The sequence below is a fragment of the Sediminicoccus sp. KRV36 genome, from assembly GCF_023243115.1.
Lineage (GTDB): Bacteria > Pseudomonadota > Alphaproteobacteria > Acetobacterales > Acetobacteraceae > Roseococcus.
On sequence record NZ_CP085081.1, the window covers coordinates 2,404,106 to 2,418,794 of the forward strand.

The 14,689-nt window shown below is 68.1% G+C and carries 14 protein-coding genes; 12 read left to right on the forward strand and 2 right to left on the reverse strand.

What is annotated here, in order from left to right; translation table 11 throughout:
* Positions 1–21: 21 nt before the first annotated feature.
* The 8 genes from LHU95_RS11190 (at position 22) to LHU95_RS11225 (ending at position 9,171) form a co-directional block, all read left to right on the forward strand.
* Positions 22–1,617, forward strand: coding sequence for a carboxyl transferase domain-containing protein (locus LHU95_RS11190; protein ID WP_248711438.1), 1,596 nt, complete (start codon positions 22–24; stop codon positions 1,615–1,617).
* Between the two features lie 5 nt (positions 1,618–1,622).
* Positions 1,623–3,581: a biotin carboxylase N-terminal domain-containing protein gene (locus LHU95_RS11195; RefSeq protein ID WP_283094304.1), complete on the forward strand. Its 1,959-nt coding sequence runs from the start codon at positions 1,623–1,625 to the stop codon at positions 3,579–3,581.
* A 193-nt stretch (positions 3,582–3,774) separates the two neighbouring features.
* Entirely contained in the window at positions 3,775–3,951 is a 177-nt protein-coding gene (locus tag LHU95_RS11200) for a hypothetical protein (RefSeq protein ID WP_248711440.1), read from the forward strand.
* A 292-nt stretch (positions 3,952–4,243) separates the two neighbouring features.
* Entirely contained in the window at positions 4,244–5,344 is a 1,101-nt protein-coding gene (locus LHU95_RS11205) for an FAD-dependent oxidoreductase (protein WP_248711441.1), read from the forward strand.
* A 41-nt stretch (positions 5,345–5,385) separates the two neighbouring features.
* Entirely contained in the window at positions 5,386–6,888 is a 1,503-nt protein-coding gene (locus LHU95_RS11210) for a L,D-transpeptidase family protein (RefSeq protein WP_248711442.1), read from the forward strand.
* A 9-nt stretch (positions 6,889–6,897) separates the two neighbouring features.
* Entirely contained in the window at positions 6,898–7,512 is a 615-nt protein-coding gene (locus tag LHU95_RS11215; RefSeq protein ID WP_248711443.1) for a DUF882 domain-containing protein, read from the forward strand.
* 4 nt (positions 7,513–7,516) lie between these two features.
* Positions 7,517–7,804, forward strand: coding sequence for a (2Fe-2S)-binding protein (locus tag LHU95_RS11220; RefSeq protein WP_248711444.1), 288 nt, complete (start codon positions 7,517–7,519; stop codon positions 7,802–7,804).
* On the forward strand, positions 7,801–9,171 hold the full coding sequence (locus LHU95_RS11225; RefSeq protein ID WP_248711445.1) for an NAD(P)/FAD-dependent oxidoreductase: 1,371 nt from the start codon (positions 7,801–7,803) through the stop codon (positions 9,169–9,171). The genes LHU95_RS11220 and LHU95_RS11225 overlap by 4 nt, the downstream gene beginning before the upstream one ends.
* A gap of 486 nt (positions 9,172–9,657) precedes the next feature.
* On the opposite strand, the gene LHU95_RS11230 is transcribed toward LHU95_RS11225, so the two are convergent.
* Both LHU95_RS11230 and LHU95_RS11235 read right to left on the reverse strand, forming a co-directional pair.
* Positions 9,658–10,266, reverse strand: coding sequence for a hypothetical protein (locus LHU95_RS11230; protein ID WP_248711446.1), 609 nt, complete (start codon positions 10,264–10,266; stop codon positions 9,658–9,660).
* Positions 10,267–10,363: 97 nt separating this feature from the next.
* The gene (locus tag LHU95_RS11235) at positions 10,364–11,500 is read right to left on the reverse strand and encodes a mandelate racemase/muconate lactonizing enzyme family protein (RefSeq protein WP_248711447.1); all 1,137 of its coding nucleotides are present in this window, start codon (positions 11,498–11,500) and stop codon (positions 10,364–10,366) included.
* Positions 11,501–11,654: 154 nt separating this feature from the next.
* Here LHU95_RS11235 and LHU95_RS11240 point away from each other — a divergent pair, with 154 nt between their 5' ends.
* The 4 genes from LHU95_RS11240 (at position 11,655) to LHU95_RS11255 (ending at position 14,684) form a co-directional block, all read left to right on the forward strand.
* Positions 11,655–11,864 (forward strand): hypothetical protein, encoded by a 210-nt coding sequence (locus tag LHU95_RS11240; RefSeq protein ID WP_248711448.1) that lies wholly within the window; start codon positions 11,655–11,657, stop codon positions 11,862–11,864.
* Between the two features lie 44 nt (positions 11,865–11,908).
* A complete protein-coding gene (locus tag LHU95_RS11245) occupies positions 11,909–12,478 on the forward strand; it encodes a transposase (RefSeq protein ID WP_248711449.1) in 570 nt (189 codons plus the stop codon).
* The gene (locus LHU95_RS11250; RefSeq protein WP_248711450.1) at positions 12,475–13,890 is read left to right on the forward strand and encodes an amidase; all 1,416 of its coding nucleotides are present in this window, start codon (positions 12,475–12,477) and stop codon (positions 13,888–13,890) included. The genes LHU95_RS11245 and LHU95_RS11250 overlap by 4 nt, the downstream gene beginning before the upstream one ends.
* A gap of 128 nt (positions 13,891–14,018) precedes the next feature.
* Positions 14,019–14,684, forward strand: a complete 666-nt coding sequence (locus LHU95_RS11255) for a TIGR04282 family arsenosugar biosynthesis glycosyltransferase (protein ID WP_248711451.1) — start codon at positions 14,019–14,021, stop codon at positions 14,682–14,684.
* Positions 14,685–14,689: the final 5 nt, after the last annotated feature.

The window sequence follows — 14,689 nt, forward strand, 5'->3', positions numbered from 1 at the left end:
TGAGGGGCGGAGCCCCTCAAGATGATAACCACCATCAACCCCCGCGGCGAAGAATTCCGCGCCAACGCCGCCGCCATGCAGGCGCTGCTGGATCAGCTCGCCGCCCGCACCGCGCAGGCGGCACTCGGCGGTACGGAATCCGCCCGGGCCAAGCACACCGCGCGCGGAAAACTCCTGCCGCGTCAGCGCGTCGAACGCCTGCTCGACCCCGGCGCGCCCTTTCTCGAACTCTCGTCGCTGGCGGCCCATGGCATGTATGGCGATGAGGTGCCGGGGGCGGGCCTCATCACCGGCATCGGCACCGTGCAGGGCCGCGTCTGCGTCATCGTCGCCAATGACGCGACGGTGAAGGGCGGCAGCTATTATCCGCTGACGGTGAAGAAGCATCTCCGCGCGCAGGAGATCGCGGCGCAGAACAATCTCCCCTGCCTCTATCTCGTGGATTCCGGCGGCGCCAACCTGCCCAACCAGGACGAGATCTTCCCCGACCGCGAGCATTTCGGCCGCATCTTCTTCAACCAGGCGAATATGTCGGCAGCCGGCATTCCGCAGATCGCCGCGGTCATGGGCAGCTGCACGGCAGGCGGCGCCTATGTGCCGGCCATGTGCGATGAGGCGGTGATCGTCCGCAACCAGGGCACCATCTTCCTCGGCGGCCCGCCTTTGGTGAAGGCCGCGACGGGCGAGGTGGTGACGGCTGAGGATCTGGGCGGCGGCGATGTCCATACACGGCTCTCGGGCGTGGCGGATCACCTGGCGGCGGATGACATGCATGCGCTGGGAATCATGCGGCGCATCGTGGGCAACCTGAATGCCAAGGCCCCGCCCGCGCCGCCGCACGCACCAACCCCACCGCTTTACGCGCCGGAGGAACTGAACGGCATCATCCCCACCGATGTCCGGCAACCCTATGATGTGCGGGAGGTGATCGCCCGCATCGTGGATGGGTCCGTGCTCGATGAGTTCAAGCCGCGCTACGGCACCACGCTGGTGACGGGGTTTGCGCGCATCTGGGGCATGCCCATCGGCGTCATCGCGAATAACGGCATCCTCTTCAGCGAGAGCGCGCAGAAGGGGGCGCATTTCATCGAGCTGTGCTGCCAGCGCAACATCCCGTTGCTGTTCCTGCAGAACATCTCGGGCTTCATGGTGGGCCGCAAATACGAGACGGGCGGCATCGCCAAGGATGGCGCGAAGCTCGTCACCGCCGTCGCCACCGCCAGCGTGCCGAAGATCACCGTCATCATCGGCGGCAGTTTCGGCGCGGGCAATTACGGCATGTGCGGCCGTGCCTATTCCCCCCGTTTTCTGTTTGCGTGGCCCAATGCGCGCATCTCGGTCATGGGCGGCGAGCAGGCGGCCAGCGTGCTGGCCACCCTGCGGCGCGACAATCTGGAAGCCGCCGGCAAGGCCTGGAGCGCGGAGGAGGAGGAGGCTTTCAAATCCCCCATCCGCGAAAAATACGAGCGGGAAGGGGACCCCTATTACGCGACGGCCCGCCTCTGGGATGACGGCATCATCCCGCCGGCCATGACGCGGGATGTGCTGGGCCTGGCCTTCAATGCGGCACTCCACGCGCCCATTCTGCCCACGCGCTTTGGCCTGTTCCGGATGTGATGGCGATGTTCCAGAAAATCCTCATCGCCAATCGCGGGGAGATCGCCGTGCGGATCATGCGCACGGCGCGGCGCATGGGCATCCGGACGGTCGCCGTCTTCAGCGAGGCTGATGCAAAGGCGCTGCATGTGCGCGAAGCGGATGAGGCGCATGGCATCGGCCCATCGCCTGCCGCGCAATCCTATCTGCGCGGCGATGTGATCCTGGAGGTCGCGCGCCGCAGCGGTGCCGAGGCGATCCATCCGGGCTATGGCTTCCTCTCGGAGAATGCGGATTTCGCGGATGCCTGCGCCGCGGCGGGCATCGTCTTCATCGGCCCGCCCGCCTCGGCCATTCGTGCCATGGGCAGCAAGGCGGAAAGCAAGCGGCTGATGGTGGCGGCCGGCGTGCCCACCGTGCCAGGCTATCACGGTGAGGCGCAGGATGAAGCGACCCTGGCGGCCGAGGCGCAGCGCATCGGCTTCCCCGTGCTCATCAAGGCCAGTGCGGGCGGTGGCGGCAAGGGCATGCGGCCCGTTCACGCGCCTGCCGATTTCGCCGCCGAACTGGCCGGCGCGCGGCGCGAGGCGCTGGCCGCCTTTGGCGATGGACGCGTGCTGATCGAGAAATACCTGCAACGCCCGCGCCATGTGGAGGTGCAGGTGTTTGGCGACAGGCACGGCCGCGTCACCCACATCCACACGCGCGATTGCTCGGTGCAGCGGCGCCACCAGAAGGTGCTGGAGGAAGCGCCCGCACCCGATCTCCCGGATGCCCTGCGCGCCAGCCTGCACGAAGCGGCCGAGAATGCGGCGCGCGCCGTGGGCTACACCAATGCCGGCACGGTGGAATTCGTGGTGGAGGGCGGGGATGCCTTCTTCCTGGAGATGAACACCCGCCTGCAGGTGGAGCATCCGGTGACGGAAATGGTCACCGGACTTGATCTGGTGGAGTGGCAGCTGCGCGTGGCCCGGGGTGAGGCGCTGCCCGCATCCTGGCCGCCACCCGCCCAGGGCCATGCCGTCGAAGTGCGGCTTTACGCCGAGGACCCCGCACAGGATTTTCGCCCGGCCACCGGCCGGCTCCAGCAATTGCAGCCCTGCCTGATGGGGGAGGGGCTGCGCTTCGACACCGGCTTCACGGGCGGCGATGACGTCACGGGATTTTATGATCCCATGCTCGCCAAGCTGATCGCCTGGGGCGCGGATCGGCCGGCGGCGTTTCGGCGGCTCGCGGCGGCGCTGGGGCAGCTCGACGTCCAGGGCATCGGGAATAACGCGGTGTTCCTCGGGCGGCTTGCGCGGCATCCGGCCCTGCTCGCGGGTGAGCTGGATACCGGCTTCATCGCCCGCCACGCGGCCGAATTGCTGGCCCCGACCGAAGCGGCGCCGGAGGCGATGCTGCTTGCGGCAATGGCGGGTGCGATGGCAGCGGGGCAGGCGCCCTCCCCATGGGCCGCACGGCATGGCTGGCGGCTGCAAGGTGCGGCCGAGACGGTGCAGCTCTGGAGTGACGGCGTGGCACCGCGCCGCGTGGTGATCGCGGGTGGCGCCGGCGTGCTGGAGATGCGCGTGGAAGGTGGCCCGGCCAGGCGCGCGCGTTGGACGCGCCAGGGCGGCCTTGCCCTGTTCACCCTCGATGACGGCCCGGCCGAGCCCGTGATGCTGAGCGGCGAGGGCCTGGCCTTCACCCTCTCGGCCCGGGGCGCGCTGTGGCATTTCCGCGCGCTCGATCCCTATGCGCCGCCAGGTGAGGACGCGGCCGCCGAAAGCCGGCTTTCGGCGCCGATCCCGGGCCGGGTCGTGCGGCTGCTGGTCGCGGTGGGTGAAGCCGTGGCCAAAGGGCAATTGCTGGCGGTGCTGGAAGCCATGAAGACGGAAATAAAAATTCTGGCGCCGCGCGATGGCGTGATCGGGCATCTGGGCTGCGCGGAGGGCGAAAGCGTCGAGGAAGGCACGGAAATCGTTTCGTTTGTTATGGAGTAGAGCTGTCCAAAAACCGAAACCAGGGTTAGGAAATGCAACCTTGGGTAGTCATTCCAAAAATGTCATTCATCCATTGGTCGCTTCTTCCTGCTCTTCCCTTGGTCTAACTGTATGCCTCGTGGGCTGGGTCAGGTCCGAAACGGGAGCCGGTTGAGCTGCCGACGGGCCTTTCCCGGGGAAAGGGGAATGGGTGATGGTGACGGAACAGGACGCTCCGCCTGGGGCAATCATACCTCAGCGACCTCCGATCAACGTGCTGCGGAGTTCGAAGGAAGAAGAAGGGCCGGTGAAGGGCGAAATCTGGGCTGTCTTGCGCGCCCTGGCCGTTCTCGTCGGCTTCATTATCCTGGTCGGCTGGTTGATCGCCTGACGCGGATAGGCCTGCTGCGCGCCCGGTCCGGGCGCATGGCGGCCGGTTGATCCAGGGAACCCGGCCACGCGGCCGCTGGGTTTTCTTGCGCCGAACGATTGGCCGCGCGCGGCAAGCCAGCGCCGGGCCAGATCAGGCCCTCCCCTCGGACACCCCCCCTCACATCGTCAGGCCATCGGCGCGCTCTCGTGGCCTTCGCGCGCGCGCTCTGGACGCGCGGGGCAGCGCAATCGGGACTTGCCGCGCGCGTGCCCTGCGTGCTCCATCGCGGGGGCTGCGAAAGGCGGGCGGGATGGCATCGGATGCGATCGTGGTGGGTGGCGGCCTCGTCGGCTCGGCCATTGCCTGGGGTTTGCAGCGCGAGGGGTTGAGCACGGTCCTGCTCGATGAGGGGGACCTCGCCTTCCGTGCCAGCCGCGGCAATTTCGGCCTGGTCTGGGTGCAATCCAAGGGCCTCGGCGCGCCGCATTACCAACGCTGGACGCGGGCCTCGGCCGAAGCCTGGGGCGGCCTCGCGGAGGAGCTTTCGACGCGCACCGGGATGGATTGCGGCCTGCGCCAGCCAGGCGGCGTGCATCTCTGCCTCAGTGACCAGGAATTCGAGGATCGCGCCAACCGCATGGCGCGCATGAAGGCCGAGGCCGGCAACTACGCCTATGAATACCGCATGCTGGGCGGCAAGGAGGTGCGGGACATGCTGCCCGGCCTGGGTGAGCGCGTCGTCGGTGCCTCCTGGACGCCGTATGACGGCCACGCCAATCCGCTGAACCTGCTGCATGCCCTGCATCGCGCCTTCACGGCGGCGGGGGGGCGCTATGTGCCGGAGGCGGGTGTCACCACCGCCCACGCCGCACCGCATGATTTCCGCGTCAGCACCCCGGCCGGCGATTTCACCGCACCCCGCATCGTGCTGGCGGCCGGGCTGGGCAATGCCGCGCTGGCGCCGGTCTTTGGCCTGCACGCGCCGGTACGTCCACAGCGCGGCCAGATCCTGGTGACCGAGCGCACGCGTGAAGCCCTGCCCATGCCCACCACCTCGATTCGGCAGACCGATGACGGCACGCTCCTGCTCGGCGACAGCCAGGAGGAGGTGGGGTTTGACCTGCACCAGACGCAGGATGTGATGGCCGCCATCGCCCAGCGCGCCGCCTGGTCCTTTCCCTGGATCGCGCGGCTGAACATCGTGCGCGCCTGGTCCGCCCTGCGCGTCATGGCCCCGGATGGCCTGCCCATCTATGACGAGAGCGCGTCCTGCCCCGGCGCCTTCACTGCCAATTGCCATTCGGGTGTGACGCTGGCCGCGGCCCATGCGCGGCTTTTCGCGCCCATGGTGGCGCGCGGCGCGCTGGAGCCGGGCATGGAAGCCTTCTCCGCCCGGCGCTTCGCCCATTGATCCGCTTTGCGGTGACGCATCGTTCCGTGTAAAGAGCGCGCATGGACCGTAGAGATTTTCTGGCCGGGTTGTCGGCGCTCGCCGTCTCCACCGGCACCGCGCGCGCTCAGGGCGTCCCCGCCAATGCCCGCACCATGGTCGCCTCGCCCGAGGCGATGCGCCGGCTTTCCGCCCGCCTGATGCGGCTGGAGGAAGATGGGCTCGACCCGCGCTGGTATGACCTGAACCCCGGCAACCAGGAGGATCCGGCGACCATCGCGCGCGCCTCCGCCGCGGCACTGACGGATCTGGTGCAGGGCCGCGTCGCCAGCATGCCCGGCCGCGTGGATCTGCGGCGGGAGAACTCGGCCGCCACGCTGAACGCCTGGTTCCAGCGCATCGCCGAATCGGCCGAGCCCGCCGAAGTGATCGAGCTTGCCGCGATGGCCCCGCCCGACATGGACATCCTCAAGCCCGCCCTGGCCGCGGCCCGCGTCCGCGCCACCGGCGCCTGGCCCGGCTTCCCGGTCGGTGGCCGCACGCTGGAACCCGGCAGCTTCGACGAAGCCCGCGTGCGCGCCCTGCGCGCCCGGCTGGTGCTGACCGACCCCGTCCTGGCCGCCAATCCCGGCACCGGCGCCAGCTATGACGAGAATCTCCAGGCCGCCGTGCGCCGCTTCCAGACCGCCGTGGGCACCGAGGCGGATGGCCGCATCGGCCTCTCCACCCAGGCGGCGCTGAACCGCTCGCCCCAGGCGAATGTGAACCAGCTGCGCGTCGCCATGGATATGCGCCGCGCCCAGCCCGTCATCTCCGGCGAACGGCGGGTGGATGTGAACATCCCCGATTACCGCCTGCGCATGATCGAGGAGGGCCGCACCATCATCGAGATGGCCGTCGTCGTCGGCCGGCCGACGCGTGCCACGCCGATGATCACCACGCGCCTCACCTCGGTGCAGTTCAACCCCTCCTGGGGGGTGCCGCAGCGCAACGCGAAGGAGGATCTGCTGCCTCGCCTGCGCCGCGACCCGACGGCCCTGCAGCAGCGCGGCTTCCGCATCTTCGGCCGGGTGGATGGCCAGGTGGTGGAAATCGACCCCACCACGGTGGATTGGCGCGCCATCAACCCCGACCGCTTCCCCTATGTGATCCGCCAGGATGCGGGGGATGCGAATGCGCTGGGCCGCATCAAGTTCATCATGCCCAATGCCGATGACATCTACATGCATGACACGCCCGATCGGCACTATTTCCGCCGGGCCGATCGCGCGCAATCCTCGGGCTGCATCCGCCTCGAACGGCCCATGGATTTCCTGATGGTCATGCTGGACGGCATGCCCGGCTGGGAGCGGGACCGCGTGGACCGCGTGCTGGCCACGCGCAACACCTCGGCCATTCCCTTGCGGCGCCAGGTCCCCGTCCGTCTGTTCTACGCCACCGTCACCGTGGAGGGCAGCGAGTTGCGCGTGAGGCAGGATATCTATGGCCTGGACGAGGCCTATGCGCGCGCCATGGAAGGCCGCGTGCGGCCCCAGGGCATCCCCATGGCAGCGGCGCAGGGCTGAGCCATGCGCATGTTCCAGCATTCCTGCCCGGCCTGCGATGCCAGCGGGGACCTCGATTGCCCGAATGAGGCCAGCCTGACCGGCGCAAGCCTCAGCCGGCGCGGGCTGTTTGGTGCGGCACTCGGCCTCGGCTTCGCCGCCATGCCGGAATCGGCCATCGCCCAGCGGTTGGGCAATTCCGGCGCGCGCTCCATCGCCATCCGCCGCGCCCAGACCGGCGAGAGCTTCCAGGGCGTCTATTGGCGCGATGGCCGGTATGACCGGGATGCGCTGCAGCGCCTTGATCTCGTGCTGCGGGACCCGGGCATGGATGAAGCGACCCCCATGGACCCGCGCCTGTTCGATGTGCTGGTCACCGTGCAGCGCGCGCTGGATTCCACCGATGCCTGGGAAGTCATCAGCGGCTATCGCGCGCCGGAGACCAATGCCGCCCGCGCCCGCCAATCCCGCCGCGTCAGCCGCGCTTCGCTGCACATGTCCGGCATGGCGTGCGATTCGCGGCTGCCGGGGCGCAACTCGCTCGGCATTGCGCGGATCGCGGCCGATATGCAGACGGGTGGCGTCGGCCTTTATCGGCGCGATGGCTTCGTCCACCTGGATTGCGGCCCCGCGCGGCGCTGGTAGCGCGATGTTCCGCCGCTCCGGACCCTCCGACTGCGAGATCACCTGGAACGGCGCGACCATCCCGGCCCGGCAGGGCGAATCCCTGGCGGCCGCCCTCCTTGCCGCGGGCGTCACCCATTTCCGCGATACCGCCGTCAGTGGCAGCCCGCGCGGGCCGTTTTGCATGATGGGCGCCTGCTTCGATTGCCTGGTGGAGGTGGGGGGTGTCGCCAATCTCCAGGCCTGCCTTGTGCCCGTGACGCCGGGGCTGGAGGCGCGCATGCAGATCGGCGCCAGGGCGGCCGGGAATTGAGGCAGGCGCCGCTCCTCATCCTGGGCGCCGGCCCGGCCGGGCTGGCGGCGGCGAGCGAGGCGCGCGCCCAGGGGATCGAGGTTCTGCTGCTCGATGAAAACCCTGCGCCAGGCGGCCAGGTGCACCGCGCCGTGGGCGGCTTCTACCGGCCCGAGGCCGGAGCACCCGGGGCAGACCAGGCGCGCGAAGGGCTGCGGCTGATCCAGGCGGCGGCCGCCAGTGGTGCCGAATGCCGCTTCGGCGCGACGCTCTGGGCCGTGCAGGAGGATGGCGTGGTCTCCTGGTCCGAAGGGGGGCGCGCGCATCAGGTCCAGGCCAGCGTGTTGCTGCTCTGCCCCGGCGCCACCGAGCGCGCCTTGCCCATCCCAGGCTGGACGCTGCCTGGCGTGATGGGCGTGGGGGCTGCGCAGATCCTGCTGAAGACCGCGGGCCTGCTGCCCGAGGGGCGGGTCTGGTTGGCGGGGCAGGGGCCCTTGCTCTGGCTCTATGCGGCGCAATTGCTGGATAAGGGCGTGCGGCCCGCCGGCATTCTCGATCTTTCGCCGCCCGGCATGAACTGGCGGGCGGCCTGGCACCTGCCCATGGCGCTACGCGCGCCGGGCTATCTGGCGCAGGGGCTGGGCTGGATGTGGCGCATCCGCCGCGCCGGCATTCCGGTGATCCGCGCGCGGGAGGTGGCGGCCCTGGGCGAAGGGCGGCTTTCCGCCATCGCGGTGGATGGGCGCACATTCCCGGCCGATTGGCTGCTGCTGCATGATGGCGTGGTGCCCAACACCCAGGTCACCCGCGCGCTGCCGGGCTGCGCGCATATCTGGGACCAGGCCCAGGCCAGCTTCCGCCCCGTTCTGGACGCCTGGGGCAATACCAGCCTGGAGGGGCTGCTGGTGGCGGGCGATGGCGGCGGCATCGGCGGCGCGCGGGCGGCGGCGCTCTCCGGCCGGATCGCAGCACTCGAGGCGGCGCGCTGGCTGGGATTCCTGACCGCCGATCAGCGCGACGCGATGGCCGGGCCGCTGCTGCACCGGCGCGCGGCGGAACTGGCGCCGCGCGGGCTGCTGGACGCGATCTTCCCGCCCCTGCCGATGGCGCGGGTGGCGGATGCCACGGTGGTCTGCCGCTGCGAGGAAATCACCGCCGGGCGCGTGCGCGCGGCGGTGGCGCTGGGCGTGCAAGGGCCGAACCAGGTGAAGGCGTTTCTGCGCGCGGGGATGGGGGCGTGCCAAGGGCGGGTGTGTGGGCCGGCGGTGCATGCGCTGATGGCGGAAGCGCGGGGGGTGGACCCGGGGGCGCTGGAGCCGCTGCGGACGCGGTTTCCGACGAAGCCGGTGACGGTGGGGGAATTGGCGGGGCTGGCTGGGGGTGAGTGACCCAGGGGCGCTGCCCCTGGACCCCGGAAGGGGGCACGGCCCCCTTCACCCCTAAATCGATCGAAGACTTCTCGTCACTGTAAAGACGCCGTGCCTCTTGCTGGAGCATTTTCCGACTGAACCAGTAAACTATTGGGATGGTGGCCGGGGATGGTTAGGGCCGGTGTCCGGCCCGCTCATCAGCGCGGCGCAGGGCATCCTGAAACAAGAGCGCGCACAGGTCGGGCATGGTCGGGACGGTTCGGACGCCCGCGTTGGCCATCCTGGCCAGACATGCCTCTAAGTCCCGAAATGCCTGATCCCGAAGGCTTTGGGCAGATTGGGCGGCCTCGCCCCGAAGCCGATGCGCTTCCTGCTCCTGCCGGAAAGCCCTCGCCTCCTCCAAGCGGCTTGGGGTTTGCGCCGCTGCTGATGTGGCGCAAACCGCGAGCGCGAACATCATCCGCATTCATCCCTCCTTGCTAGACCCAGTGAGCCAGAACACGCCTAACACGACCCTCTATCGGCACGAACTACAACACACGCGCTCTGGTTAGCCGGGCTAAATTGGCAAATGATTGCTTTACCACTCTTCGGCTCATATATCATATGAATATTCAATAAATCCATGATTGATTGAGCTCTTTTGGTAATTTCTGGATAAGATATTTGTTTCGGATGCTGCATTTTTATAAGATTCTTGAGGCTGCCCTTATGTAAATAACTTCCACACTCTCGATATAGTTCGATAAATTCAGCTTTCTTCATGTATCCATCTTTGGGTTCGATGCGCCATATTCCATCTCTCTTGGTGGCCGTTATCGCCGCCGGGAAGGATGCCGGATTGATTTTCTCTAACTCACTTATTATTTTATCAGCTTGATAATCGCCGCGTAATTTTGTAGAAGCTGAAATGTCGCCATGAACAACGAGGCAAGAAAGAGCTATACGCTCACAGCAAAGTCTCAGTTGTAAGAAACCGAATTCTCGTACAGTTTGCGGTGGTAAAGTAAACAATAAGCCAAGTGTGGCCTTATCGATAGAAGAAATTCTAACTTTTACTTCCTCCATGAGTCCTTGATATAAATTTAGAACTGGGTCAGTCGCTTGTTTCATTTGTATCGTTGCATCTCACATCATCTTAAGGCCAACGAAGGTGCAGGAAACTGAGTTTCCTGCCGGGGTCGAGGGGCAGAGCCCCTCGCTTTACCCCTCAAACATACCCCGGCCCCTCAATCGCCGGATGCTTCACCAGAAACTCCTCATTCACCTCCACCCCAATCCCCGGCGCCTCATTCGGCCGCACCGTCCCATCCGGCGCAATCGCCCAGGGCGTGCTGCACAGCTCGTCCCGGAACTTGTTCGCCCGGCTGATATCCGCCTCGAAATACCCCGGGTTATCAATCGCACACAGCAGATGGATGGAGGCCGCCTGGTTGATTCCCGTCATCGAGGAATGCGGGTGGAACGGGATCTTGAAGGCGGAGCCCATGGCGGCGATCCGCAGGCATTCCGTCACCCCGCCCGCTTTGGACAGGTCCCCCTGCCAGATGCGGATCACCCCATCCTCCAGCACGCGGGAGAATTCGTAGCGGGTGAAGTGGTTCTCGCCGGCGGCCAGCGGCGTGCGGCCATAGGTGGCGGCCTGTTTGTAGCTGGCATGGTCATGTGCCGGGAAAGGCTCCTCCAGCCAGCCGATGCCCAGTTCATCCATCGCGGGCATGACGCGCCGCACATCATTGATATTGTAGCCGATGTTGGCGTCCGTCAGGATCTCGATCTCGTCGCCGAAGGCGTTGCGCACGGCCTGCATGCGCTCGATATCGGCGCGGGGGTTGTCGCCCACGCGCAGCTTCAGTGCGCGGTAGCCGGCGGCGATATGCGGCGCCGCCTCGTCAATCAATTCGGCCGGCGGCTGGTAGCCGAGGGCGACACCGCCCGCATAGGCGGCGATGGGCCTGGAGCGCCCGCCCAGCAGCTTGTAGAGCGGCCAGCCGCAGGCTTTCCCGCGGATATCCCACAGCGCCATGTCAATGCCGCTCATCGCCAGCGCGGTGCCGGCGCCCATCCCGTGGGAGGCCAGCTGATACTGGTAGATCTTCGCCCAGATGCCGACCACGTCGCTCGCATCCATGCCCATGATCAGGGATTTCAGCGTGGTCTCGATCAGCCTTGCCACGGCGGTATGAGCGCGGCCGTGATGCGATTCGCCCCAGCCGATGATGCCATCCTCGGTCGTGATCTTCACCATCACGGCGTCGCGCTTCACCGCCTGGCCGATGCCCAGGCGCGGCCCGCCGGGCGGCAGCGCGAAGCTGGTGGGATAGGCCTTGATTTCAACGATTTTCATGGGCGGCTTCCTCTGGCTTTTGCGGCAGCGTGTCGCCTTGCGCCGGGGCTGGCAAGCGGGCCAGTATCGCCCCGCGCTGCGCCGCCCCCACCCATCGTCGCCCAGGGCGGCGGGGGTGAGGGCCCGCCGGCGCATCTGGCAAAGGACGAGGATCATGGCCGAACCCAAGCTTGTGCTGCCCACCATGGACGCGATCCGCCGCTGGCAGGGTGTGGCGGTGCCCAACCCGGCCGCCCGCCATGGCCTGGCGGATTTCGAGGCGCTGATCGCCGATCTGGAGCTGCTGCGCGGCGATCTGGGCTTCGAGGAGGAGCCCGCGGGCTTCGAGGCCGCGCTGCAAGCCTGCAAGGATGCCGAGGCGTGACTGTTTTCCTTGCATTTTTCGTCTATCTGGAATAAATTCCTGGGATGATCCAGCGCATCCCCTTCACCCGCCTCTCTGACCGCCAATGGGCCGCCCTGCAGCCCTTCCTGGCGCGCGCCGCCCCGCAGGGCCGCCCGCTGAGCGATCCGCGGCACCGCATGGACGGCATGTTCCACCTGCTCTCCACCGATGCGCCCTGGCGCGCCATACCGGCCGAATACGGCCCCGGCGCCACGATCGCCCGGCATTTCCGCCGCCTGACCGAGGCCGGGTTGTGGGAGCGTCTGTTGCAGGCCCTGGCCGATCTCGGGCCCCGCCACCCGTTGCAGCAACTGCGCCGGCTGATCTTTCGCGCGGCCCGGCGGGCCTATCGGGTGCGCGGTCTGGGCATCATCGTTCTTGCGCGCCGATTGGGCTTTCTTGGCGCCCTGCCTGGGCCGGCCTGGATGCTGCCCGATCCGGATTTGTCCAAAAGGCTGGTCGCGCTGCAAATGCGCCATCGCGAAAATTTCGGGCCCTTCGTGCTGCGCTGGGGCCGTGCCCTGCGCAACCTGATGGGCATGGTCGGCGGGCGGGCGCATATCCCGCGTTATCTGAGGTTGTGCATGCCATGAGTCCTGACGCGCTCTCCGAACTCACAATGACCGAAGCCGCCGATGCCTTCGCGCGGGGCGAGGTCACGGCCAGGGCGCTGGTGGATGCCATGCTGCATCGCCTGGGCCAGCACGAGCCGCAGGTGAACAGCCTGATCCGGCTGGACCGTGAGGATGCGCTGCTGGCCGCCCATGCGGCGGACAAGGCGCGCGCCGCCGGCAAGCCGCTGGGCAGGCTGGCCGGCGTGCCGATGCTCCACAAGGACATGTATTACCGGAAGGACCGCGTCAGCACCTGTGGCAGCAAGATCCGCCGCGATTTCGTGCCGCCCGTGACAGCGACGGTGCTGCAACGGCTGGATGCGGCGGGGGCGCTGGATTGCGGCACGCTGAACATGGCCGAATTCGCCCAGAACCCGACCGGCCACAACGCCCATTTCGGCGATGTGATGAACCCCTGGAACGCCGCGCATTGCACGGGGGGGTCGTCCTCGGGCTCCGGGGCGGCGGTGGCGGCGCGGTTTGTCACGGCGGCACTCGGCTCGGACACCGGCGGCTCGATCCGGCTGCCGGCGGCGATGTGCGGCGTCACCGGCCTCAAGCCCACGCAGACGCGGGTGCCGCGCACGGGTGTCATGCCGCTCTCCTTCTCGGCCGATAATGTGGGCCCGCTGTGCCGCACGGCGCGGGACGCGGCGCGCTTTCTTGGCGTCATCGCCGGCGCCTGCCCGGGTGATCCGACCAGCGCGCGTGAGGCCGTGCCCGATTACGAAGCGGCGCTGACCGGTGATATCCGCGGCATGCGCATGGCGGTGGTGGAGCCCTGGTTCTTCGATGGCATCGAGGAGCCGGTGGGCCTGGCCTTCGAGGCCGCCATCGCCACGCTGCAACGCCTGAGCGTGCGGGTCGAGATCATCAGCCCGGCCTCGCTGCACGCCATCACGACCTATACGGCGCTCGTTTCGCGCGTGGAGGGGGCGACGATCCATGCGCAATGGATGCGCGAACGCCCGGGCGACTACGCGACGCATCTCTCGGCGCGGATCTATGGCGGCTATGCGATCCCGGCCACTGCCTATCTGGAGGCGCTCTCCCGCCGGGGCCCGCTGCTGCGCCGCTTCTGCGAGGAGGCGCTGACCGGGTTCGACGCCGTGCTGACGCCATCCCTGCGCATGCGCGTGCCGACGCGCGCCGAGACGGATATTGATGCGGATGCGGAGAACTGGGCGCGCTTCATGGCGCTCTCCGCCAATACGCGCCCCTTCAATTACCTGGGCTTGCCGACGATCAGCGTGCCTGCGGGGTTTGATGACCGCGGGCTGCCCGTCGGCCTGCAGATCGCCACCCGCCCCTTCGGCGAGGCGCGCCTGCTCCGCATCGCCGATTCCTTCCAGCGGGAGACGGATTGGCACAAGCGCAACCCGCTGCCGTGACCCCGTCCGATGGTCAACGGGCGAAGCCCGGAGAGTTGGATCGGCCGGGCGGCAACGCGTCCGATGACCGCAGGGCGGAGCCCGGAGGGCTGAATCGGCCGGGCGGCAACGCCTTGGGGATAGGGGTGATGTGCAAGCCGCCCATCCCGGGCGTCAGCAAGACGCGCCTGGCCACGGTGCTGGGGCAGGACCACGCGGCCCGGCTGGCAGCCGCCTTCCTGGCGGACAGCGCGGCGCTGGCCCGGCAATTGGCCACGCGTGAGGCCGCGGCGCTGACCGGCTTCTTCACGCCCCCGGATGCCGGCGCCGCGATGGCCGCAATGCTCCCTGGCTGGGCGCTGGAGGCGCAATCCGGAGGCGATCTGGGCGCGCGGATGGGCCATGCGATCGGCCGGATCTTCGCGGCGGGGGCCACGCGCGCGCTGCTGCTCGGCACCGATGCGCCGACGCTGCCGCCCGCCCTGCTGGAACTGCTGCTGGCCGCCCTCTCCTCCGGGGCGGATGCCGCGCTCATTCCCGCGCTGGATGGGGGCTATTGCGCCATCGCCGTCGCGCGGCCTTTGCCGGCACTGCTGGAGGACATGCCCTGGAGCACGCCCGCGCTGCTGGACGCCACGCGCGCCCGTGCCACGCGCGAGGGGCTGCGCCTCGATGTGCTGCAAGCCTGGCATGATGTGGATGAGGCGGAGGACCTGGCGCTGTTGCGGCTGACGCTGGATGGGGCTGCGCTGCCTGGTTGCTCGCCGCTGCCGGGTTTCCGCGCCAATGCCACGCGCGGCGCACTGGATGGTTGAGCGGG